The sequence below is a fragment of the Roseibium sp. ROS1 genome (assembly GCF_054658215.1).
Map to the genome: position 1 here is coordinate 435,301 of NZ_BAAGIG010000001.1, position 23,147 is coordinate 458,447.

The following is a 23,147-nucleotide window of genomic DNA, read 5'->3' on the forward strand; positions in this document are numbered from 1 at the left end:
CCCTGTTCAGGCCTGCCGGTTCGGGACCTGCCAGACCGGCTGGCGCAGCTTCTGTCAGGGGCCCGCTTCGGCTTTCAGCAGGGCCGTGATGGGGCGAGTATAGGTGAGTCGCTCACCGCGAGCGAACCGATCTTCGACTGTTCACGGTTTCAAGTGGTTCCAGGCCGCTCAGATATCCGGCCCCATGGCGCGGCCTTCTGTCGAGGGGTCGATGTCGTTGCGCAATTTCTCCAGTGCGCGCATGCGCTCCTGGGCCCGCTTCTGGTTCTCACGTGTGACGCCGGTGATAAGCACTTCGGCAATCGCCATGAGTGCCAGCGAGGAGTCCCAAGGGGAGGGGACCGCGACGCGGGCAGGCAGAACGAAGGTTGCGATGCGGCCGACCGGTGACATCCAGCTATCGGTGACAAGGGCCACGGTCGCACCCTGTCGGGCGGCGGCTTCGGCAAACTGGATGATTTCAGCCTGGTAGCGCCGGATATCGAAAACGACGACGACGTCCTTCGGACCGATGCCGATGAGCTGGTCCAGCCAGTTGCCCTGCTGGCCGGCGACGTGATTGACGTTGGCCCGGACGATCCGCAGATGCGCCGCCATGTAACGGGCAAGGCCGTCGGTAAAGCGGCCCCCGATCAGGTGCACATGCTTGCGTTCGTCCGACAGCAGCTTGACGAGGCCGGTGAGTTCGCCTTTCGGCAGATGAGCAAAGGTCTCGCGCACATTTTCCAGAAGCTGGCTGACATGGGGGTCGCCGACCGGGTCGTCTTCCATGTTGGCACTGCGGGCGAGTGGCGAATTCAGCTGGCTTTCCAGTTCGCCGCGGAGTTTTCGCTGAAACTCGGCGAAGCCGGGAAAGCCCAGGCGGCCGACGAAGCGCAAGATGGTGGGGGAACTGACCCCCGCGGCCTCTGCAAACTGGGCGACGGTGCCCAGTCCCTGCATCGGGTAATTGGCCAACAACGCATGCGCCGCCTTCTTTTCCGTGGCGGTGAATTCGTCCAGACGGTCGCGAATATCTTCCAGAAGAGGACGTTCCATGGGCGTCGGCCTTTATGACGGTCCGCGGCACTGAATTTCATTTGACAGCCGCTGCAATCTGCGTATCAAATATTACAGAAGTTAGTTAAGTCGGCAATCCTGTAATAAACATTACAAAATGCAGGGCCGATCTTTCAGGGAGTAGGGAATGGGTTCGAATCCCCAGACCGGAGGAATGACTCGGGCTGTCGCCGTTGAAAATGCGGAGGGAGCGGGGCCTTTCGTTTTTGTCTGCGATCACGCTTCCAACTTCTTTCCGCCCCCCTACGATACATCGCTCGGTATTACCGATGCGGACAAGATTGCGCATATCGCTTGGGACCCGGGAGCGCTCGGCGTTGCCAGGGGGCTGGCCAAGAGCCTTGATGCGCCGCTGGTCCATACCACTGTCTCGCGCCTGATCATCGACTGCAATCGCGAGGAAAACCGGCCTGACCTGATCCCGTGCCTTAGCGAAACCACCAAGATTGCGGGCAACCAGGACCTGTCGGCCGATGAGAAGACCTTCCGTCTGGACCTTGCGCACCGGCCGTTTCACGACGCCATCGACAATGTGATCAGCCAGCGTCTCGAGCGCGGGCTGCCGACAGCGGTGGTCTCCATCCATTCGTTCACGCCGGTCTACAAGGGCCAGTCCCGTCCCTGGGAAATCGGCCTCATCTACGACAAGGACCGGCGTCTTGCGGATCCGGTCCTGGAGGGCTTGAAGGCCAAGTGCGGCCTGACCGTTGGAGACAACGAACCGTACGCTCCGTCCGATGGTGTCTATTATACAATCCGTCGGCACGGCGAGGATCGCAAGCTGCCTTGCCTGATGATTGAAATCCGCAACGACGAAGTGAAGACCTCGGCAGAAGAAGCGCAGTGGAGCGATCTTCTGGCGCCCCTGCTGGAGCACGCCGCGCAAGCCGTTGGCGGGCAGACGCAGGGAGAAGCCCATGCTTAAGGCGGCCCGCGTCTATATCTGCATCGTCGACGGCTTCAATCGGGGTCTCGGCAAGATAATCATGTGGGGGGTCTTCGTCATGGCGGCGATCCTTCTGTGGTCGTCGATCTCCAAGACCTTCTTCAATCCATCGCTCTGGACACTGGAAGTCGCCCAGTTCGCGATGGTTGCCTATTACATTCTGGGCGGGCCCTATTCCATACAGCTCGGCTCCAATGTGCGCATGGATCTGTTCTATGCCGAGTGGAGCGCCAAGAAGAAGGCCTGGTTCGATGCCTTCACGGTGCTGCTGCTGATGCTCTATCTCGGTGTGCTGCTCTATGGCGCGCTGAATTCCACGGCGTACTCGCTTGGCTATTTCGGCAAGGACTCGCTCAGCTTCTGGTGGGACCTGTTCGTTTCCTTCATCACCGGTGGTCCTGACGCGGCAGCTGAAAAGCTCGGCTATATCGAGCGCAGCCCGACGGCCTGGCGGCCCTATCTCTGGCCGGTCAAACTCATAATGATCATTGGATTTGTTTTGATGCTGCTGCAGGCCGTCTCGGAATTCATCAAGGATATCGCCCTGATCAAGGGAGAGACGCTCTGATGTCATACGAGATGATCGCTCTCCTGATGTTCTCGTCGATGATGCTGATGCTCCTGACGGGGCAGCGCGTTTTCGGCGCTATCGGTGGCATTGCCGCAATCGCCGCTCTGGCCCTTTGGGGCACTGGCGGTGGCGACATTCCTTTCTCCGCGGCCATGAAGCTGATGAAGTGGTATCCGCTGCTGACGCTGCCGATGTTCATCTTCATGGGCTATGTGCTGTCGGAAACCAAGATCGCCGACGACCTCTACAAGATGTTCCACGTGTGGATGGGCCCGCTCAATGGCGGTCTGGCTATTGGCACGATCCTGCTGATGGTCCTGATTTCCGCCATGAACGGTCTGTCGGTTGCCGGCATGGCCATCGGTGCGACCATCGCCTTGCCGGAACTCCTGAAACGAAAATACGACAAGCGGATGGTCACGGGGGTAATCCAGGCCGGGTCGTCGCTTGGCATTCTGGTGCCGCCGTCCGTGGTGCTGGTGCTTTATGCGATGATCGCGCGCGCTCCTGTCGGCCAGCTCTGGCTGGCGGGGGTCGTTCCTGGTCTGATGATGGCAGCCATGTTCGTCGTCTACATCGCGATCCGCTGCAAGATCCAACCTGAACTCGGCCCTGCGCTGACGAAAGAAGAGCGCGACGCCTCCAAGGACGAGAAATATCATCTGCTTCTGGCAGGCATCCTGCCGATCATCATCTTTGCGGTGATGATGGTACCGTTCGTCAAGGGCTACACCAGCCTGGTGGAAAGCTCGGCCATTGGTGCTCTGGCCGCCCTGGTGGCTGCCATCATCCGTCGCCGGATGACCTGGGATATCCTGAAGCTTTGCCTGAAGAACACGCTCGGCATTTCGTGCATGTTCATGTGGATCATCCTTGCCGCCCTCGGGTTTGGCGCGGTGTTTGACGGTCTGGGCGCGGTCAAGGCCATCGAGAGCCTCTTCACCGAACAGCTCGGCCTGTCGCCGTGGATGATCCTGATCCTGATGCAGCTGTCCTTCCTGGTGATGGGCACCTTCCTGGACGATACGGCGATGCTGGTCATCGTGGCACCGCTTTACGTGCCTCTGGTCGCAAGCCTTGATCTGGGCATGCCGGCGGGCGAAGTTCTGATCTGGTACGGGGTGCTCTACACGATCACCACGCAGATCGCCTACATGACACCGCCCTTTGGCTACAATCTATTCTTGATGCGGGCGATGGCGCCCAAGGAAATCAGCATGCGCGACATCTACGGCTCGATTACGCCGTTTGTCGCGGTGATGGTCCTGGCGCTCGTCCTCGTCATGGTTTTCCCGCAAATTGCCCTGTGGTTGCCGGATCTGGTTTACGGCAGGTAGCGAGGAACGGGACAAGAAGACAACGTCCGGAGGAAAAACGGAGTTGGACCGCGGACTTACGAGAGCCGGAAAACGGCCGCACCGCTTTAGCTGAATGTGAAACTTAGGGGAACTTGAGATGACCAACAGACGTGAGTTTCTGAAAAAAGCCGGTATCGGCACTGCCGCCGCCGCCGGAGCGACCACCCTTGCGGCTCCGGCCGTGCATGGCCAGTCGCAGATCAAATGGCGCCTCCAGACCTATGCCGGTCCGGCGCTTGCCGAGCACGTGATCAAGCCGCATATCGATGCCTTCAACAAGGCCGCCAACGGCGAGATGGTGATCGAGCTCTACACCGCCGATCAGCTGGTGCCGACGGGCGAACTGTTCCGCGCCATGCAGCAGGGCACGATCGATGCCGTTCAGTCGGATGACGACAGCATGGCGTCCCCGACCGAAGTCACCGTCTTCGGTGGCTACTTCCCGTTCGCTTCCCGTTATTCCCTCGACGTGCCGGTGCTGTTCAACCAGTACGGCCTAAAGGAAATCTGGGAAGAGGAATATGCCAAGGTTGGCGTGAAGCACATTTCCGCAGGTTCCTGGGATCCGTGCCACTTTGCCACCAAGGACCCGATCCGTTCTCTGAAGGATCTTGAAGGCAAGCGCGTCTTCACCTTCCCGACAGCCGGCCGTTTCATGAGCCAGTTCGGCGTCGTGCCGGTCACCCTGCCGTGGGAAGACATCGAGGTTGCCGTTCAGACCGGCGAACTCGACGGCATTGCCTGGTCGGGCATCACCGAGGATTACACCGTCGGCTGGGCGGATGTGACCAACTACTTCCTCACCAACAACATCTCGGGTGCGTGGGCTGGTTCGTTCTTCGCCAACCAGGAGCGCTGGAACGAGCTTCCCGATCACCTGAAGACCATGCTGCAGCTTGCCATGGATGCGTCGCACTACTATCGCCAGTGGTGGTACTGGGGCGGTGAAGCCAACCTGCGCGTCAACGGCACCAAGATGGAGCTGACCTCCATTCCGGACGCCGAATGGGCAACGGTTGAAGAAGCCGCGATGGCCTTCTGGGACGAGATCGCAGCTGAATCCCCGACCAAGGCAAAGGTCGTGGAGATCTTCAAGAAGTACAATCAGGACATGAAGAAGGCCGGCCGGCCTTACCGCTATTCCTGATAGAAACCCGGACCGTGCCGGCCATCGGCAGGCACGGTCAGATCTGCCGGTCCGGAGCGACCCCTCCGGACCGGGATTTTCCGGAATTAAATTCTCGACCGCTCAACCTGGAACAACCATAAAATGCCTGGCAACCTGACCTTTGATGCACTGAAGTCTCTCGTCTCATCCGGCGAGATCGACACGGTGCTGACCTGTATCGTCGACATGCAGGGACGGCTGATGGGCAAGCGTTTCCACGCCCAGCATTTCGTCGACAGTGCCTATCACGAGACCCATTGCTGCAACTATCTGCTGGCAACCGACCTGGAGATGTACACGGTCGAAGGCTATGCGGCGACGAGCTGGTCCGGCGGGTACGGCGACTATGTCATGAAACCGGATCTTTCCTCCCTGCGGCGGGTGCCGTGGCTGGAAGGCACGGCCATGGTGATGTGCGATATCCTCGATCACCACACCCACAAGGAAGTGCCGCATTCCCCGCGCGCGATGCTGAAATCGCAAGTCGCGCGTCTGGAGGAACTTGGGCTGACGCCGATCATGGCGACCGAGCTGGAGTTTTTCCTGTTCGAGAAAAGCTTTGAGGACATGCGCAAGGGCGGCTACCGCGATCTGGAGCCGATTTCCGGTTACAACGAAGATTACCACATCCTGCAGACCACCAAGGAAGAAGATGTGATGCGCCCGGTGCGCAATCACCTCTATGCCGCCGGCATCCCGGTAGAGAACACCAAGGGTGAAGCCGAAGCCGGGCAGGAAGAGCTCAACATCAAGTATGCACCGGCACTCGACACGGCCGAATATCACACCATCGCCAAGCATGCGGTAAAGGAAATTGCTTGGGCAAAAGGGCGTTCCGCGTCGTTCCTTGCCAAGTGGCATCATTCCCGCGTCGGGTCTTCGTCCCATGTGCACCAGTCGCTGTTCGACAAGGACGGCAACAACGTCTTCGTGGATGCCAAGGGCGAATACGGCATGTCCGAGACCATGCGCCACTACATGGCCGGGCTCATCAAGTATGCGCCGGACTATACCTATTTCCTGGCGCCCTACATCAACAGCTACAAGCGGTTCCAGAAGGGCACCTTCGCGCCGACCAAGACCGTGTGGTCGGTCGACAACCGCACCGCCGGCTTCCGGCTCTGCGGCGAAGGCACCAAGGGCCTTCGCGTCGAGTGCCGCATCGGCGGTTCCGACCTCAATCCCTATCTGGCACTGGCGGTTCAGATCGCTGCCGGCATCAAGGGCATGGAAGAGAAGCTGGAACTCGACGCACCGACCACCGGCGACGTCTACGACGCCAAGAAGGCGAGGGAAATTCCGCACACTTTGCGCGAGGCTCGCGAGACCCTGCGCAAGTCGAAATTCCTGCGTGAAGCCTTCTCCGACCAGGTGATCGACCACTATTCCCGCGCCGCTGAATGGGAGCTGGAGGAGTTCGACCGCGTGGTCACCGATTACGAGATTGCCCGCGGCTTCGAGCGGGCGTAAGAGGCGATGAAGCACTAGAAGGCAAGCTGCTTGGTTACCCCTCATCCTGAGGAGGACCTCTAGGTCCGTCTCGAAGGATGGGCGGCACACCGGACAAGCGGCCCATTCTTCGAGACAGCGCTCGCGCGCTTCCTCAGGATGAGGGAGGTGGGTGCTGAAAAACAAGAAATCGGAGCCAACCACTTTCAACAAACCGTCCGTAGAGGCGGTTCTGAGAGGTTCAAAATGTCAGATGTCATCAAGCTGATTTCCCCCATCGACGGTTCGGTCTATGCCGAACGCACGGCGCTGGACGACGCCGCGGTCGACCGGGTCGTTTCCACCGCACGGACCGCACAGGCAAGCTGGGCTGCCGTGCCGGTTGCCGAACGCGTTGCCTATTGCCTCAAGGCGCTGGAAGCGCTGAAGGCGATGAACGAAGAAGTTGTGCCCGAACTGGCCTGGCAGATGGGCCGGCCGATCCGCTTCGGTGGCGAACTCGGCGGCACCATCGAGCGCACCGAATATTGCGCGAAGATCGCTGCTGAAGCGCTGGCCGATGTGGAGCGCACCGACAAGGCGGGCTTCAAGCGCTACCTGCGCCGCGTGCCGCTCGGCATCGTCATGGTGATCGCGCCGTGGAACTATCCGTTCATGACGGCGATCAATACCATCATGCCTGCACTGATGGCAGGCAATGTGGTCGTGCTGAAGCATGCCGCGCAGACCCTTCTGGTCGGTGAGCGCCTCGCCAAGGCCTTCGAGATTGCCGGTCTGCCGAAGGGCGTTTTCCAGAACATCGTCCTGACCCACCAGGGCACGGAAAAACTGCTCGGTTCCGGTCTGATCGACCATGTCAACTTCACAGGTTCCGTCGGCGGCGGACGTGCCATCGAAAAGGCGCTGGCCGGTACCTTCGCGACGCTTGGCCTGGAACTGGGCGGCAAGGACCCGGCATATGTGCGAGCTGATGCAGACCTGAACTATGCGGTTGAGAACCTGGTCGATGGTGCATTCTACAACGCCGGCCAGTGCTGCTGCGGCATCGAGCGCGTCTATGTGCATGAAAGCCTCTACGACCGCTTCGTCGAAGGCTTTGTCGATCTGACCAGCCAGTACAAGCTGGGCAATCCGCTGGATGAAGCGACCACTCTCGGCCCGATGGCCCAGGCGCGTTTTGCCGCCTGGATCCGCGAGCAGACGCAAGAAGCTCTGCGCAAGGGCGCGAAGGCGCACATCGATGCCTCCAAGTTCGAAGCCGACAAGGAAGGCACGCCCTACCTGGCGCCGCAGGTGCTGACGGACGTCAATCACCAGATGTCCGTGATGCGCGAAGAAAGCTTCGGCCCGGTCGTCGGCATCATGAAGGTGAAGGACGACGAGGAAGCGCTGCAGTTCATGAACGACAGCCCCTATGGCCTCACCGCATCGATCTGGACCGAAGACGTTCAGGCCGCTGCCGAGATCGGCGACAAGATCGAGACCGGCACCGTGTTCATGAACCGCTGCGACTATCTCGACCCGGCCCTGGTCTGGACCGGCGTCAAGGACACCGGCAAGGGCGCGGCTCTTTCCGAAATCGGCTTCCACAACCTGACCCGGCCGAAGTCGTTCCACTTCCGTCTGGAACATTGAGGCCGGTCTGACAAACGACCGAGCAAGCCCAGTTTCCTAGTCCCAAATCGGGCAGGGTGATTGAGCTTGCTCCCCTCTCCTCCCTTGAGGGGGAGATGTCTCCGCAAGGAGACAGAGGGGGGGTGCCACCCCCTCGGCAAACTAGGCACCGGAATATACGCAGAGCCCAGTCACCCCCCTCTGTCAGCTTCGCTGACATCTCCCCCGCAAGGGGGAGAGGGGTGCAAGAGGCAATGCCGAGACTTGTAACTGCCTCCCTTGTCGGTGTGGCAGCGACCAGAACCCTGAGTTTCAAGACAACGAGACACCCATGAGCTCACTTCCTTCCGTCAATTGGTCCTATCCGACCTCCGTTCGCTTCGGTGCCGGCCGCATCAAGGAACTTCCCGATGCGGTCAAGGCCACCGGCATGGCCAATCCGCTGCTGGTCACCGACCCGGGCCTTGCCGGCCTGCCGATGGTCGCAGAGGCGATTGCAAGCCTGGAAGCTGCCGGCCTTAAGGCTGCGGTCTTTTTCGACGTCAAGCCGAACCCGGTCGACAGCAACATTGCTGCCGGTGTCGCCGCCTACAAGGCCGGTGGACATGATGGTGTCATCGCTTTTGGTGGCGGTTCGGGCCTCGATGCAGGCAAGCTGATCGCCTTCATGTCCGGCCAGACCCGGCCAATTTGGGACTTTGAAGATATCGGCGACTGGTGGACCCGTGCAGATCCGGCCGGTATTGCGCCGATCGTCGCGGTGCCGACCACTGCCGGAACCGGCTCGGAAGTTGGCCGCGCGGGTGTTGTCACCAACGAAGCGACGCACACCAAGAAGGTTATCTTCCATCCGAAAATGCTGCCGGCCATCGTGATCTGCGATCCGGAACTGACTGTGGGCATGCCGCGCTTCATCACCGTCGGCACCGGTATGGACGCTCTGGCACATTGCCTGGAAGCCTATTCCGCACCGATGTATCACCCGATGTCCGAAGGCATCGCGCTAGAAGGCATGCGGCTGGTGTTTGAAAACCTGCCGAAAGTTGCTGCGGATGCGTCCGATCTTGAAGCACGTGGTCACCTGATGAGCGCCGCCGCCATGGGTGCTGTTGCCTTCCAGAAGGGCCTCGGAGCGATCCACTCGCTGTCTCATCCGGTCGGTGCGCTTTATGACACTCACCACGGCATGACCAACGCGGTCTTCATGCCGTACGTGCTGCAGTTCAACAAACCCGCCATCGAACAGAAATTCGAGCGGCTTGCCGGTTTCCTTGGCATCGCCGGCGGTTATCAGGGTGTGCTCGATGCGATCCTGAAACTGCGTGAAGACCTCGGCGTACCGCACACGCTGGCCGGTCTCAATGTCGATGACAGCAAGCGCGACCTGATTGCCGAAATGGCGATTGTCGACCCGACCGCAGGCGGCAACCCGGTTCCGCTGACCAAGGAAGGCGCATTGGAAATCTTCGACAAGGCTCAGCAGGGTACCGTCTGAAGCAAGACCCCTTGACCTCGAAGGCGCACCGGATACCGGTGCGCCTTTTTTTGTTTTTCAGGCCATCTTTCGCAATCACGGCCAAGCGTAGCCAAGCCGGGCCGGTGTGCCGCGGGGCCTGCAGATGGCCCAGAATTGTTCGCGGACAGCTTTGACGCTCTCCGATCCCTGGTCTTCGCTTCGCTGCGTCGCGGATCACGCTCTCATAGCCTTTGCACTTCAGGTCGCTCTGATCGTTCCCAGGATGAGGTTGGTGGTGCGTGCATTGCTGGCGCTCAGCGCGCCATTCGGTCTTTCTGTTCGAGATCGCTGCTCTCCGCCTTCCGCCACTGATCCGGCGTCATGCCGGTCACCCGCAGGAATTCGCGGTTGAAATTCGACTTGGTCGAAAAACCTGCGCGATACATGGCCTCGGTCACCGTGATGCCGTCCTGGCGCAGCAGCGTGCAGACATCCTTGATCCTGAAATCGTTCACATAGCGTGAGACATTCATGTCGCGCACCCGGTTGATGGCCTGCGAGAGCTGACGGGCGGGCAGACCGGCACGGCGAGCCAGCCTTGAGAGGTTGAGCGTGTCGTCGCGATGAAGGTGCTGTGCCGTCATCAGGGCGTCGACTCGCGCGACGATTTCCGCGTCTTCGGAGGTGGCGGTCTGGGCCGCGGGTTCCGGCTCGGTGTTTGTCTCCGTCTGGGCATGGCCTGCCGTGCGGGCAGCAAGACCGATCAGCAGCAGGCTGACAATATTGGCGTTACTGACCAGAATGGCTGCATGGCTGCCGCCCGAGCGTTCGAAATCGAAAAGGATCACCAGATCGAACAGGGCGGACAGGCACAGACAGAAGGCGGCCAGCCACAGGGCCCGGTGGGCAGCGGCAGCTTCGTCCAGACGGGCAAGTCCGAGGCCGTCCGGTCCGCGCCAGGCGATCCGTGCCAGGGCCACGGCATAGGCCAGGAACAGCAGCACCAGGGCACTATCCAGCAAGATAGGCGCCGCAAGCATCAGACCCAGAATGACGAGTGCGGCCAGTGGCGCCGCTGCCAGGCGAAACCGTCCGGGCGCGGCCTGATCGACGAGACCGCGAAAGCTCTCATAGGCAAGAGGGGGAAGCAGAGCGGCCAGCAGCGGCTGCACGAAGCGCAAAGCGTCGAGGTTATATCCCCAGCGCAGGCCCAGGACGATGGATTGCAGGCAGCACAGAGCAATCAGCATCAGGAAGGCGCGTGTGGCTGTTGCTCCGTTGCTTTTCTTCAGGAACACAAAGACAAGCGCCAGAAGCAACGCGTTGACGAAGGGCAGGGGAACAAACAGCACGGGCAAGGCACCTCGATGGGGCGATGGCGGGGACCTTTATCGCGATCCGGCATGACTGAATCGTGAAAGAGGACGCTTTCCATCACGGCCTTAGCAAGAATTCGGTCATTGCTCCACTGACTGAAAGACCCCTCATGAAAATACAATCTCTTTTCTTGCCGCTGGTTCTCACGCTGGCCGTCACCACACCAGCCAAGGCCCAGGAACCGGTGGGTGTTCGCGAGATCTCGGTAAATTCGAAAGCCAGAGGCGAGGATCTCACTGTTCTGGTCTGGTACCCGGCCAAGTCGGGCGGGGAAGCGGTGCTGATCGGCGATGACAGGATCTTCGAAGGCACGCCAGCATTGGCCGATGCCGCAAGGGCGGAAGGGATGTATCCGCTGATCGTGCTCTCGCACGGGTCGGGAGCGTCAGTCGAAAAGATGGCCTGGATCGCGAGTGAACTTGCCGGCGAAGGCTTTATTGTCGCCGGTGCAAATCACCCCGGCACCACCAGCGGCGATTCCACGCCCGAAGATACGCCGAAGCTCTGGCAACGCACGGACGATCTCGCTACGGTGATCGATGAGTTGCTTGCCGATCCGGACTGGTCGGCGTCAATCGATCGAGGAAATATCGGCGCGCTCGGTTTTTCCCTTGGCGGCGCTGCCGTTCTGGAAAGCGTGGGTGCAACGGCAAGCCTGGAGGCTTATGTCGACTATTGCGACACAAATCCACAGATGCCGGACTGCCAATGGTTCATGGGCGGCAGAGCCTTTGTCGACAGGGAGGAAATCAAGGTCGAGCCGTTTGATCTGCGGACGGTCGACAAGGCTCTTTTCGAACAAAAGAGCCATGATGCCCGGGTCAAGTCTGTTATCGCTGTCGATCCGGCGCTGGCGGCTGCCTTTCAGGAGCAAAGCTTCGCGGGCGTCGGTGTGCCGCTGCATTTCCTCAATCTTGGCGTGGCAGGGCAGATCGATGTCGGTGTGCGTTCTGCGCATCTGGCCGCTGCTGCGCCAGACGCCGATCTGGATCACATCGAGGATGCCGTTCATTTCAGCTTCCTGCCCGTGTGCAAGCAAGACGCGATTGCCTTCATGAAATCCATCGGCGAGACGGACAGCCTGTGCACCGATGGTGGCGGCAGGTCTCGTGCCGAGCTGCACGATCAGATGGCCGAGATGATTGTCGAGGCTTTCCGGGAAGATTTGAAGGCGGCAAACTGACGGCCTGGCCGGGGACACGATCGAGCTTTTTGCTCATCTGGACTGCAGCCTCCCGTGCTTTCGGGGGTGGGAGGCTGCCGGTCGTCTCAAGGTGTCAGGATGAAGCGCCCTGGCTGCGTTCGATCAGCTTCAGCACTGCCACAAGCACGATGCCGTAGAGAACATGGCCAACGAGGGCGACCCAGACGATGCCACTGAAGTTCAGGAAGAAGGGCAGGCCAGCAACCGATGTGATGCCGCCGATGGCGAAGACCCAGAGGCCGAAACCGTAAATTGCCGACGGCAGGAACCAGTGGGTGTTGCCGATCACGCGCTGCCACAACGGCGCGAAGATGAACATCCAGCCGACAGGGTAGCCGATCAGTCCGACGGCGTAGAAATGGACGAAATATCCGCCGAAGTCACCGTTCGGAAGACCCAGGCTGCCAAGCAGGCTTTTTGCGAGGCCGTGCGGTGAAAGGGTCGCGAAACCCAAAGCCGGACTGATGATCTGGCCCCAGAGGTCGAACGCGTTGGTTGCAAAGAAGCCCGAGATGAACATCAGACCGAGCGTATGAAAACTCAGGGCGGGCAGGGTGCCGGCAGTCTGGGCCTGGCTGGAAGTCGTATTCATGACGGGATCACTTTCCTGAGATTGTCTCTTCTGCTGGCAGATACTTGGCTCTGAATGCGATCACATGGAAATAAAATGGCGAGGGTCCTGCGTGACGAATTCGTGATGAAAAATTGACGCCTCGCAGCGGCTGTTTCCAATCTTTGGATAACGCGACGGCGCTGTTGCTACACCTCCTCTTGCATGATCGGATGCGCCCTCTTTGCAACGCCGACAATGTGAGAATGCCGAAATGGATAAGTTGCCCGTCCGCCTCTATGCCGCTTTTGCTGCCGATGAGCGAGGCGGCAACATCGGCGGCGTTGTTTTTGAGGATACGCCGCTGTGGCCGGACGCGCGTCAGCGGATCGCTGCGGATATCGGTGCCCCGACAACGGGTTTTGTCCGCCAGAAGTCTGACAAGAGGATCGAGGTCCGCTTTCACTCGACCCGGGCGGAAATGGATATGTGCGGCCATGTTACCGTTGCGATTTTTGCGGCGTTGCTGGCCGACGGGCGGATTGGGCCTGGAAGCTATGTTCAGGAAACACCCGCGGGGGAAATCGGTGTTGATGTCGCCTCGGACGGTGCCATCACCATGCACCAGCCTTTGCCGAAGTTCGGATTGAACGAGGCAACCGCGGACGAGATAGCTCCGCTGCTCGGCATGGAACCGGCTGGTATTCTCAGCGTTGCGGCGTCCTCGACAGCCCTTCGGCATGTTTTCATCGAAGTGGCAGATGCCGATGCTCTGGCAACCCTTCGTCCGGATGATGACGGGCTGCGCCGTTTCAGCCAGGCACGGTCGATCGACACGATGGGCATCTGGTGCCGGACAGGGCGTGGTCTGGGCAAGGCTAAGGTTCGCCTGCGGGATCTCTGCCACGGTGTCGGCGATCCGGAAGAGGCGGCGAGCGGTACCACCAACGGTGCGTTGGCCTGCCAATTGTTCCGGGCGCAAAAACTTCTGCCTGGCAATGGCGGACAGGCGGTCCTGGTCGCAGAGCAGGGCTTCGAGATGGGCCGTCCAAGCATCGTCAGAACCGTGCTGAACACGGCTGGCGGCGAAGTCACCGGTGTTTCTGTCGGTGGGTATGCGGCCTTGAGGTTGACGGGCGAGTTTCACCTGTGAAACCCGCTGCGCCGGTGTGACGTCAGACCCGTTCGAACAGCGCTGGTCCCGTCTCGCTGAAGAGTTCGATCTCGAGCGACTTGGCCGGACCGGATGATACATCGCCAAAGACGAGCGTCGAACGGGATCCGTCGGGCGCGTTCTCGGTGACGAAATCGAACACCATTACCGGCCCGCTCCAGGGCTTCAGCGGGAAGGGGATCTGTTTCGGTCCTGCCATCAGCACCAGCTTGTCGCCGTCTGCCTTGATTTCGACCTTGCCGAAATACGGGTTGGAATAGGTGCCGGTGAGAAGGTCTTGCGGAGGCGTCGGGCCGGCATCTGCCGGGCGGTCCTGACCGACAGTGCTGCCACGTTTGGTGTAGAAGCCTTCGAACCTGCTCGAATATCCGCCGTACCAGTCCCGGGTGATGTGGCCGAGCTGCGCCAGATCGGTGAAGGACGCCGTGATGGCTTCGGCTGCCCCGACAGGGGCTGCATTGGTGAGGACGACTATGCCCAGGTCGAGCGAGGGGATCATCGCAAAGCAGGTGCCCGCGCCCAGCAGGAATGCGCCGGAATGGCCGATCCGGACACGGCCGGACGGATCAGTGCCGACATTGAAACCGTAACCGTAAAAGCCGGACCTGGCATCGGGGCTGTGGGGGCGATCCGAAAAGCTTTGCGGGCTGATGGCCGGCAGTAGCGCCTCGGGTGCGATAAGCGGAGTTCCCGCGTGGGCGCCGTCTGCAAGCAGCATCTTCAGCCAGATGGCCAGATCGTTGACGGTCGAACTGACGCCACCTGCCGGCGACTGGGCATCGGGCTTGCGCTGGTAAAGCGGAGCAAAACCGTCGCCGTCTCGGCTGTGTGGTATGGCGCGGTTGCTTGCTGCCATGTAGTCGGCAAAGCGTGAGCTGGTCGACGTCATGCCGAGTGGCCTGTAAAGCGCGTCTTCCGAAAGGCTGCTCCAGTCGGTGCCGGCAGCCTTGGCAACGGCCTCCGCGGCGGCAGTCAGGCCGAAGTTGGTATAGGCATAGGAAATTCGGAAAGGTGCCAGCGGCAGAAGCTTCAATCTTTGCAGGATTTCCTTGCGGTCGTAACCCAGATCTTCCAGATCGTCGCCTGCGTGGTCCGGCAGACCGGAGCGATGGCTGTAGAGGTCACCTATGGTCAGCTTTTCGGTGCGGTCGGGATCGGACAATTCGAACCAGGGCAACAGTTCGCGCATCCGGCTGTCCCAGCCGACGACGCCCTTGCTGACCTGGCTCGCAACGACGGTCGCTCCCACCGGTTTGGAGAGGGACGCAAGCTGAAACACGGTGTCCGGTGTGATGGTTTCCGGTCCGCCAAGGCGGCGCACGCCGAAGCCCTTGGAATAGACGGTTTCGCCCCGATGAACGGCGGCAACGGCCAGTCCCGGGATTTTGCTGCGCGTCATCACGTCGGCCACGATTGCGTCAAGCTCGGCGACTGCCTTTGCAATCTGCTCGGGCGAGGCTTCAACACCTGGAGTCTGGGCGGGAGAAAGCTCCTGCGCAAACCCACGCAGCGGCAGTGTAGTCAGTGCAGCGGTCGCAGTGCCGAGAAACAGACGGCGGGAGAGTGTGTGCCGGGGCATATGCAAATTCCTTGGGGAGATACTGAAATCAAAACAAGCATATGCATGATGCGCGAAACGCACCTGAGAGATCAACTTAACGACGTGTAATGCGGGTTTGTTGAAACTTCTTGGTTAAGCAACCGTGTCTTGAACGTAGCAGCAAGTGGCCGGCTCCAGAACGGCATCCGGCTGGCAGGTCGGGTGCTATTCGATGTCGCCGTGGACGGCGACCATATCCAGTTTTGCTTCCGGCGCGGCAATGGTTCTGAAGGCTTCCCGCACACCGTCTTCGGTCAGGTCGCGCTGAACGGCGATCAGCGTGTTTTCCGGATGCTCCTCGCAAAGCTCTGCCATATAGGCCAGCTCCTGACGGGCAACACCAAGCGCCGCCTCCACGGAAGGTGCGCCGTAAATGTCGACAAAATGCTGAGCAAGCCGCTCGGCGAGGGTGGCAAGCTCGGTTTCTTCGATCGGGGTGACGGCAACGAAGGTTGCTCTGCCGAAGGTTTCCAGCCCCAGCCAGCCGTTGGCAAAGGCCTGACGTGCCTTTCCGGTCAGGTCGGCTTCGGTCCAGTCGGAAAACTCGAAGCCGCCGGACAGGCACCATTCGCCGGTACGAGCCGGGGAAAAGAAGACGTTGCGGTCGCTGTCATCCAGGTGAATGGCACGAGCGAGTTTCATCCGGTTATCCCTCAAGACGGCTGGAAAGCGGGATCAAGGTCGTGTCCTCACCCGTTCTCAGCAACATACCAAAATTTTCATCGACACCGACGAAAGTGCCGGAGGTTCCGTCAACCTCCACCGTTTCACCCAGCGTCGGAACAAGACCGCGCCAGTCGGAATGGACGGGGCGCGGGCCGTCGTCCAGCCAGCGATTGAGCCAGTAAAGGCTATGGCGCACCCAGCACTCCAGGAGCTGGTCGGGGGTAATCTCGCCGCAGCCTTCTTCGGACAACCAGGTTCGGTCAGGATCCTTGCCTGGGTTTGATTTCCGGCTTGTCATGCTGAGTTCCAGGCCGAGGATCAGCCAGTCCGGGGTCGCCTCGGGATCCTGCGTAGACGCCTTGACGCGCATGCGCCCGCAGACCGCGCCGTTGACGCGAATCCGGCCATCCCATTCCAGATGGACTGCCACCTCCGGCGGGGCGAGCGTGCCGAGCGCTGCCTGAAAGCCGAGGCCGCACACGGGCAGGATGGCCATGGCCTCCTCCAGCGGGACTTCCGGCGCAAAGATCAGAGCCGCCCGCAGACGTTCCCCGCCAAGGTTATAGATGACTGTTCCAGGATCCGTGCCGGTGATTGCAAGCGCCAATGCACGTTCGAAGGGGTCTGCCTGTCCGGTCAGCGCCTCGCCCTGAAAAAGCGGCGGAAACTGCACTTCGCTCATGCATTGCCCTCCGCGATCAAAGTTCGGGCGAGCTGACGGAACACGGAAGCTTCCGGCGCTTCAGGTGTCTTGATCGAAATCGGCGTGCCGCCATCGCCGGCAAGGCGGATGTTGAGATGCAGCGGCACTTCGGCCAACAGGGGAACACCGAGCTTTTCCGCTTCCGCAGCAACGCCGCCATGGCCAAAGACGTGTTCCTCATGACCGCAGTTGGAGCAGATGTGGGTCGACATGTTCTCGATCATGCCGATAAGCGGAACCTGCATCTGCTCGAACATGCTGATGCCCTTGCGGGCATCGATCAGGGCAACGTCCTGCGGTGTCGAAACGATGATGGCGCCGTCGACGGCGAACTTCTGGCAAAGTGTCATCTGGACATCGCCGGTGCCGGGCGGCAGATCGACGATCAGCGCATCGAGCGCGCCCCATTGCACCTGGGTCATCATCTGCTGCAGAGCACCCATCAGCATCGGCCCGCGCCAGGCAACTGCCTCGTCGCCAGATGTCATCAGGCCGATGGACATCATGGTGACGCCGTGGTTGCGCAGCGGCAGGATCATCTGGCCATCCGGCGAGGTCGGCCGGCCGGAGATGCCAAGCATCTTGGGCTGCGACGGACCATAGACATCGGCATCCAGCAGACCCACCTTGCGGCCTTCGGCGGCCAGCGCACAGGCAAGATTGGCAGCCACGGTCGACTTGCCGACGCCGCCCTTGCCCGAGGCAACCGCGATTACCCGGTCGATGCCAGGCACCTTCTGCGGCCCGGTTGCGCCCGGTGCTGCCGGTTTCGCCCGGATCGGCTGCGGTTCGGACGGTTTGGGCGCTGCAGGTTTGGCGGCCTGTGCGGCCGGCTGGTCCGCATGGGACGTCAGGATCACCTGAACGCTTTCGCAGCCTACCAGCGCTTCAAGCTTCGTTTCCGCTTCGCTTTTCAGAACTTCCATCTCGGCCATGCGCCGCGGGTCGATCTCCAGAACGAAGCGGACCGTACCGCCATTGACCTGCAGTGCCCGCATCATGCCCGAGGCGGCAATGTCCTCGCCGGAGGCCGGATCCTTGATCGTCTTCAGAACCGACAGGGCGGTTTCGCGCGTCAGTGACACGTTAGTCCTGCCCCTCGATTTCTCCGGTGACCACGTGCTCGAGACCGAGTTCCTCGATCGTCACGACAGCTTTCACCTTGAAGGATTTTCCCGCATTCGGGCCTGCTTCGCGCACCGCATTTTCGATGGCCTGCTGCGAGGTCACACCGACCTGCTTCAGGAACTTGCGCATGGACATGTTGAAATCTTCGCTCATCTTATTCTCCTGTTGAATGCGGCGCACATTGACGGCTCGCCCGATTGAAACCTACCCTAGCGGATCTGGCCAGCAACGTGAGGGAGGAGCGCGTGGGCTGCCGTGCCTTGATATTTCTTGCCGTTGCCCTGTCGGCCGGCATCCTGTTCCATAAACCGGGGATCGCGCAATCGCGGTCTTTCCGGATGGGCGTGCCAAACGCGATTGCGGAAACCGGCTTCCTCCAGTATCTGCTGCCGCGCTTTTCGCTCAAGACCGGGATCCGCATTGAAATCGTGGGTGACACAGAATCCTCCGAACTCAGTCTTTCGGAAGGCGCTTCCGGGGTTGCCGTGTTCTCCGGACTTGGCAAGACCTGGTTCCTCATGACCCATGAGGAAACCAACGAACACGCGATCCGCTTTCGGGACTGGCTGACCGGGGACATCGGCAGGCGCACGGTTGATGCTTTCGAGGAAGACGGCAAGCAGGTGTTCACCGCAGCGCTCGAACAGGTGGAGGACGATGGTCCGGTCGTCCTGTCCGGCGATGCGATCCGGGGTGAGGAACTGGCCGTTCTCCATTGCGGACGGTGCCACATGGTCAACGAGGCGACGCGCCTTACGACCATAGGTTCATCGCCTTCCTTCGCGGTGATGCGCAGTTTCTCCGACTGGCAAATGCGGTTCGAGGCGTTTTTTGCCCTCAATCCGCATCCCGCTTTCACGGTGATCGACGGCGTTACCGAACCCTTCGACATTAGCCGGCCATCGCCGATCGTGCCGGTGCAGATGACGCTTGAAGAACTCGAAGCGATCCTTGCGTTCGTTTCCCGCATTCCGCCGGCCGACCTCGGAGCCCCCATACAGTACCAGTGATCTTGTCTCATGCGGTTCAATGATCGCGCCGCTTGCTGATGTAGTCGTCCGTCGTGCGAACACGTGGGCGCTCGGCGGAGGCGAACGGGTTGTTTTCCGAATGGTAGACGGCGTTCACCCGGCAGTCGTCGCACATCTGTATGAGCTGTATGGCCTTGTTGTCCTGGAACATGGCGTGTTTGCCGGCGAGCTTTTCCGTCAGTCTCATCACTGTTGACCGGACACCGAATGGCTTGCCGCATTCAACACAGTTGAACGGCTCTTCTTCCTTCAGCACCCTGGCGCGCAATGCGTCGTCCGAAAGATCCAGCCTCGGATCCAGTGTCAGGGCCTTTTCCGGGCAGATTGTCGTGCAGATGCCGCACTGCAGGCAGGCATCCTCCTGAAAGCGCAGCTGCGGCGCATCGGGATTTTCCTTCAGTGCGCCGGACGGGCAGAGCGACACGCAGGACAGGCACAGCGTGCAGGCGTCCTGGTCAAGGACAACCGAGCCATAGGGGGCTCCTTCCGGAAGCGGGATGACCTTGCCCGGCTCGTTGAGCGATTTGGCGGCAAGGCGCGTGATTTGCCGGCGGGAGCCAAGGGGCAGGATCGGCTGCTTCGCGGTCACCGGAGACTGTTCGCGGTAGAGGATTTCTTCCAGCTCGTCCGGATCGGACGGGGTGATGAGGCAGACGCGGTCTTCGCCGGCGATCGCATTGGAGAGTTCTGCCTGGAAGGGCATGCCTTCCTTTTCCGTGGCTGGTGATAGCAACACGGTCACGTCGGCGAAGCCGCAGGCAAGTGCTGCCAGGCTTTCCGTATGGCCGAAACTGGCAATGGCTTCCATCTCCAGCGGAATGACGTCTGCCGGCAAGCCCTTGCCGTAGCGCGCGCCCAGGCGGATCAGTTCTGCGCCGTGGCTGCTGTCGTGAACGAGCAGGCGCGGTGCGTCGGAGCTGAGCTTGCGCCAGGTTGCCGCCAGCGTTTGCAGTCGCTGGAAGGTGTGGCTGACGGGAGGAGCGTCGTAGCTGATGGCGCCGGACGGACAGACCGCCGAACAGCTTCCACAGCCGGCGCAGACCATCGTATCGACCGCAACACTGTCGCCGCCGGGGCTGATGGCACCGGTTGGGCAAAGATCCAAACAGCGCGTGCAGCCTGTTTTGCGGGCCCTGGAGTGAGCGCAGAGCTGCTCGTCCAGACGAACGTAGAGCGGCTTTTCGAAGGTGCCGACAAGTTGTGAGGCATCCAGGAGCACCTTGGTGAACGCGCCCGTATTGCCCGGGTCTGCCCGCAGGTAGCCTTCCCGCTTTTCCGGTGCGGGAAAGAGCGGCTGCCCCCGGCGGAGGTCCAGCACGATGTCGCATTCCGTGCGCCCACCGCTCTTGGGATCTGTCCAGTTGAACGCGCCCCGCCCGCCGGGAATGCGCTCCTGCAGGGCATCGAAACCGACCTTGAAGTGGCCAAGCGCACCGGTTGCTGTTGTTACCCGACCGCGCACGATGTCGAACCGCCGGTCGTCGGCAAGAGGCAATTCGTCGGCAGGGTCGAGAACGACTGTAACGCTCAGGAGCTCGCAAAGATGGTCTGCCGCGGTAAGCGCAGCTTCGCTGTCGCCAAGGATGAGGCAGGTGCCCTCCGAGGTAACGTCCACGACCTTTGCACCGGGTGTCGGCAAGATCGATTCGGCGAGCAGCGCGGCCATCTTGGGAGAAGTGCTGCGGGTGTCGGCGGTCCAACCGGCTCGGTCGCGCAGATCGACAAAAAGAGGTTCGTCCGCTTCAAGGTCTGCGGCCAGATCCTCGAATGCCTGGCGTTCCTGCTGACACGCAATGATGACATTGCCCGCCTGAAGCGCTTCGGCAGCCTGCGCTGCTTCGCCGCGGCAAAGTTGCGTGTGGATTTTCGAACAGGTCAGTCCCGTTGCCTGTTCGATAAGCCCGGCGTCAATAGCCTGTGTATTCAGGCAATCGCAAAGCAGAAGCCTTGGTTGCGTCATTGTGTGCGCGTCCTCTCCCCCGGATCGTCCGAAACCGATTCTCTTGTGATTTGTCAGACAATACCGAACCCCATAACAAGGGCGCTGAAAGGCGCGCGTCAAGTTCGACTTCTGCGGGGCTTGAAATTTATGTCGCTTGCTACAGCATTTTACGTAACATCAAAACAGAGTCGGATTGAACCGGCGGACGGGGAGGTAGGTGGTTCGTGACTAGGGAAAGAACGCGCGTCATGCCGGTCGGGGTTGTGGTGCGCAGGCTGCCTGGCGTAACGCGCTGGCAGAAGTGGACCTGGTTGCCGGTGTCCCTGCTGCCGGGGGCCGCGCCTGCGGACTGGAAAATGCTGCGGGCCGAAGGCGATGCGATCGAATACCATGCGACGACCTTGAGCCTGGAGCTGCATCACACCCAGACCGAAGCCTATCTGATTGCCCTGTCCGACAAGGTTCCCTCCGTCTACGTTGTGATGCGGGCTGCCCCGGAGCTGGCTCCGGCGATCCCCATTGAGGTGCTGCACATGACAGCGTCTGCCCATGAAGGCCTGGATTACGCGGATTCCGCCGAGGTCTTTGTCGAGAAGGTGCCAATGCCGCCAGGGCTGATTGCCTGGGTCCGGGAATTCATTGACATGCACCACGAAGAGGAAATCTTCTACAAGCGTCAGCGTGACAAGCACCGGATCGACCTGGAGGAAGAAGGCATCGGTGATCCACGCATCCGGCAGCTCGCCGACGTTTACCGGGCGCCCGGCACCCGAAAGAAGGACACACTGCAGTGAACTCCGGCGACGACAAGCCAATGGATTTCTGGTCAAGGCGCAAGGCTGCGGTTCGTGAGGCCGAAGCCGCGGAGGTCGAGCGCCGGGACGCTGAGCTTGAAACCGCGAAACGGGTCGAGCTGGAAGAAAAGACCGACGCGGAAATCCTGGAAGAACTTGGATTGCCTGATCCCGACAGCCTGCAGAAGGACGACGATTTCACGCAGTTCCTGGCCAAGACCGTGCCGGAGCGTCTGCGCCGGAGGGCATTGCGCCGTTTGTGGCTGTCCAACCCCGTTCTCGCCAATCTCGATGGCCTGAACGATTATGACGATGATTTTACCGATGCATCGACCGCCAGTCAGGTGGTGAAGACCGCCTATGAAGTTGGTCGTGGATTCTTGAAAAAAATCTCTGAAACGGCGCCGGACGAAAACTCGGACGCTACGCTGGCCGGAGAAGGTGAAGTACTTTCCGGGCAAAGTGATTCTGCTGCGCCGCAATCGGAACAACTTGCTGCAGCGCAGCATACTTATGTCGAAAATGGAAAAACATCTATTCGATTGACGCAAAGAGACGAGAAGGTGCAAATTAGTGAAATTGGAACTATTGTGTCTGATGAAACAGCACTGGTCGAAACCGAAGAAGAGCGCCTGCCGAAGCGGCGCCGAATGCGTTTCGACTTTGATTAATACTAAAGTCTAAGAAGTTTTTGCGCCAGAAAAGCACCGCGTGTGTGGGAGGAAAAGGCTCGAATGGCCGTTGTGGCGAGGGAATTCATTATCGAACCGGAAGATCAGGCCCGGTCCGAATTGTACGACTTTCTGGCACTGGTGCTTGCGCGCCCGGCCGGAGCCGAACTGCTCGAGCAGATTGCAGGCCTGCAGGGCGGTGACACGCCTCTGGGCAATGCTCTCAATGTGCTTGCCAGAATTGCGGCAGTGACGACGCCGGAGACGGCCGAGCGTGAATTCAATGCCCTTTTCGTCGGTCTCGGGCGCGGCGAACTGCTGCCATACGCCAGCTATTACCTGACAGGGTTCCTCAACGAAAAGCCTCTCGCAAAGCTGCGCCAAGACATGGCGGAGCGCGGGATCGAGCGCGCTGAAGACAAGCACGAGCCGGAAGACAACATCGCATCGCTGATGGAGATGATGGCGGGGATGATCCTCGGCCGTTTCGGCAAGGTGACGTCTCTCAGCGAACAGAAGAGTTTCTTCAACGCCCACGTGGAACCCTGGGCGATACATTTCTTCACTGATCTGGAAGCGGCCGGAACATCGGTGTTCTACGGTGCTGTCGGATCGTTGGGGCGCCAGTTCATGGAAATCGAGGCACAGGGCTTCGACATGATCTCGAACTGACGGTTGCATCTGAA

The 23,147-nt window shown here is 60.5% G+C and carries 22 protein-coding genes; 13 read left to right on the top strand and 9 right to left on the bottom strand.

All coding sequences use genetic code 11. From position 1 onward, the window contains the following. Nucleotides 1-168 precede the first annotated feature (168 nt). Nucleotides 169-1,038, bottom strand: a complete 870-nt coding sequence (locus ACYQ6M_RS01890) for a MurR/RpiR family transcriptional regulator (RefSeq protein ID WP_023003093.1) — start codon at nt 1,036-1,038, stop codon at nt 169-171. Between the two features lie 175 nt (nt 1,039-1,213). Here ACYQ6M_RS01890 and ACYQ6M_RS01895 point away from each other — a divergent pair, with 175 nt between their 5' ends. The 7 genes from ACYQ6M_RS01895 (at nt 1,214) to ACYQ6M_RS01925 (ending at nt 9,660) form a co-directional block, all read left to right on the top strand. Beyond that, nucleotides 1,214-1,984, top strand: coding sequence for an N-formylglutamate amidohydrolase (locus ACYQ6M_RS01895; RefSeq protein WP_460071806.1), 771 nt, complete (start codon nt 1,214-1,216; stop codon nt 1,982-1,984). Continuing rightward, entirely contained in the window at nt 1,977-2,573 is a 597-nt protein-coding gene (locus ACYQ6M_RS01900; protein WP_460071808.1) for a TRAP transporter small permease subunit, read from the top strand. The genes ACYQ6M_RS01895 and ACYQ6M_RS01900 overlap by 8 nt, the downstream gene beginning before the upstream one ends. Next, entirely contained in the window at nt 2,573-3,913 is a 1,341-nt protein-coding gene (locus tag ACYQ6M_RS01905; protein WP_023003096.1) for a TRAP transporter large permease, read from the top strand. The genes ACYQ6M_RS01900 and ACYQ6M_RS01905 overlap by 1 nt, the downstream gene beginning before the upstream one ends. A 118-nt stretch (nt 3,914-4,031) precedes the next feature. Further along, nucleotides 4,032-5,081 carry a TRAP transporter substrate-binding protein gene (locus ACYQ6M_RS01910; protein ID WP_023003097.1) on the top strand — a complete coding sequence of 350 codons (1,050 nt, stop codon included), beginning with the start codon at nt 4,032-4,034 and terminating at the stop codon, nt 5,079-5,081. Nucleotides 5,082-5,204: 123 nt separating this feature from the next. Beyond that, on the top strand, nt 5,205-6,572 hold the full coding sequence (locus ACYQ6M_RS01915) for a glutamine synthetase family protein (RefSeq protein ID WP_062487283.1): 1,368 nt from the start codon (nt 5,205-5,207) through the stop codon (nt 6,570-6,572). A gap of 225 nt (nt 6,573-6,797) precedes the next feature. Beyond that, nucleotides 6,798-8,186, top strand: coding sequence for an aldehyde dehydrogenase family protein (locus ACYQ6M_RS01920; protein ID WP_460071811.1), 1,389 nt, complete (start codon nt 6,798-6,800; stop codon nt 8,184-8,186). 310 nt (nt 8,187-8,496) lie between these two features. Further along, on the top strand, nt 8,497-9,660 hold the full coding sequence (locus ACYQ6M_RS01925) for an iron-containing alcohol dehydrogenase (protein ID WP_460071813.1): 1,164 nt from the start codon (nt 8,497-8,499) through the stop codon (nt 9,658-9,660). A 275-nt stretch (nt 9,661-9,935) separates the two neighbouring features. Here ACYQ6M_RS01925 and ACYQ6M_RS01930 read toward each other — a convergent pair whose 3' ends face one another. Further along, complete coding sequence (locus ACYQ6M_RS01930; protein ID WP_460071815.1) at nt 9,936-10,973, bottom strand: helix-turn-helix domain-containing protein; 1,038 nt, start codon at nt 10,971-10,973, stop codon at nt 9,936-9,938. A gap of 134 nt (nt 10,974-11,107) precedes the next feature. Here ACYQ6M_RS01930 and ACYQ6M_RS01935 point away from each other — a divergent pair, with 134 nt between their 5' ends. After that, nucleotides 11,108-12,181, top strand: a complete 1,074-nt coding sequence (locus tag ACYQ6M_RS01935) for an alpha/beta hydrolase family protein (RefSeq protein WP_460071817.1) — start codon at nt 11,108-11,110, stop codon at nt 12,179-12,181. Nucleotides 12,182-12,275: 94 nt separating this feature from the next. Here the strand turns inward: ACYQ6M_RS01935 and ACYQ6M_RS01940 are convergent, their stop codons facing one another. After that, nucleotides 12,276-12,794 carry a hypothetical protein gene (locus ACYQ6M_RS01940; protein ID WP_460071819.1) on the bottom strand — a complete coding sequence of 173 codons (519 nt, stop codon included), beginning with the start codon at nt 12,792-12,794 and terminating at the stop codon, nt 12,276-12,278. A 232-nt stretch (nt 12,795-13,026) separates the two neighbouring features. Here ACYQ6M_RS01940 and ACYQ6M_RS01945 point away from each other — a divergent pair, with 232 nt between their 5' ends. Next, nucleotides 13,027-13,905, top strand: a complete 879-nt coding sequence (locus ACYQ6M_RS01945; RefSeq protein ID WP_460071821.1) for a PhzF family phenazine biosynthesis protein — start codon at nt 13,027-13,029, stop codon at nt 13,903-13,905. 22 nt (nt 13,906-13,927) lie between these two features. On the opposite strand, the gene ACYQ6M_RS01950 is transcribed toward ACYQ6M_RS01945, so the two are convergent. The 5 genes from ACYQ6M_RS01950 to ACYQ6M_RS01970 form a co-directional block, all read right to left on the bottom strand. Beyond that, nucleotides 13,928-15,505 carry a serine hydrolase gene (locus tag ACYQ6M_RS01950; protein ID WP_460071823.1) on the bottom strand — a complete coding sequence of 526 codons (1,578 nt, stop codon included), beginning with the start codon at nt 15,503-15,505 and terminating at the stop codon, nt 13,928-13,930. Nucleotides 15,506-15,691: 186 nt separating this feature from the next. Beyond that, nucleotides 15,692-16,168, bottom strand: coding sequence for a DUF6505 family protein (locus tag ACYQ6M_RS01955; protein WP_055656246.1), 477 nt, complete (start codon nt 16,166-16,168; stop codon nt 15,692-15,694). Between the two features lie 4 nt (nt 16,169-16,172). Then, a complete protein-coding gene (locus tag ACYQ6M_RS01960) occupies nt 16,173-16,874 on the bottom strand; it encodes a biotin/lipoate--protein ligase family protein (RefSeq protein WP_055656245.1) in 702 nt (233 codons plus the stop codon). After that, nucleotides 16,871-17,980, bottom strand: coding sequence for an Mrp/NBP35 family ATP-binding protein (locus ACYQ6M_RS01965; RefSeq protein ID WP_055656243.1), 1,110 nt, complete (start codon nt 17,978-17,980; stop codon nt 16,871-16,873). Before ACYQ6M_RS01965 ends, ACYQ6M_RS01960 begins: the two co-directional genes overlap by 4 nt. Before the next feature lies 1 nt (nt 17,981). Then, the gene (locus ACYQ6M_RS01970; RefSeq protein ID WP_023003109.1) at nt 17,982-18,176 is read right to left on the bottom strand and encodes a DUF6494 family protein; all 195 of its coding nucleotides are present in this window, start codon (nt 18,174-18,176) and stop codon (nt 17,982-17,984) included. A gap of 92 nt (nt 18,177-18,268) precedes the next feature. Between ACYQ6M_RS01970 and ACYQ6M_RS01975 the strand changes: the two genes are divergently transcribed. Continuing rightward, entirely contained in the window at nt 18,269-19,033 is a 765-nt protein-coding gene (locus ACYQ6M_RS01975; protein ID WP_208984239.1) for a hypothetical protein, read from the top strand. A 16-nt stretch (nt 19,034-19,049) separates the two neighbouring features. Here ACYQ6M_RS01975 and ACYQ6M_RS01980 read toward each other — a convergent pair whose 3' ends face one another. Beyond that, nucleotides 19,050-21,014 carry a 4Fe-4S binding protein gene (locus tag ACYQ6M_RS01980; protein ID WP_460071827.1) on the bottom strand — a complete coding sequence of 655 codons (1,965 nt, stop codon included), beginning with the start codon at nt 21,012-21,014 and terminating at the stop codon, nt 19,050-19,052. Between the two features lie 206 nt (nt 21,015-21,220). Between ACYQ6M_RS01980 and ACYQ6M_RS01985 the strand changes: the two genes are divergently transcribed. The 3 genes from ACYQ6M_RS01985 (at nt 21,221) to ACYQ6M_RS01995 (ending at nt 23,133) form a co-directional block, all read left to right on the top strand. Then, entirely contained in the window at nt 21,221-21,790 is a 570-nt protein-coding gene (locus ACYQ6M_RS01985; RefSeq protein ID WP_208984238.1) for a DUF3305 domain-containing protein, read from the top strand. Then, nucleotides 21,787-22,461, top strand: coding sequence for a DUF3306 domain-containing protein (locus ACYQ6M_RS01990; RefSeq protein ID WP_460071829.1), 675 nt, complete (start codon nt 21,787-21,789; stop codon nt 22,459-22,461). Before ACYQ6M_RS01985 ends, ACYQ6M_RS01990 begins: the two co-directional genes overlap by 4 nt. Nucleotides 22,462-22,524: 63 nt before the next feature. Then, complete coding sequence (locus tag ACYQ6M_RS01995; RefSeq protein ID WP_055656785.1) at nt 22,525-23,133, top strand: TorD/DmsD family molecular chaperone; 609 nt, start codon at nt 22,525-22,527, stop codon at nt 23,131-23,133. The last annotated feature ends 14 nt before the right edge of the window (nt 23,134-23,147 follow it).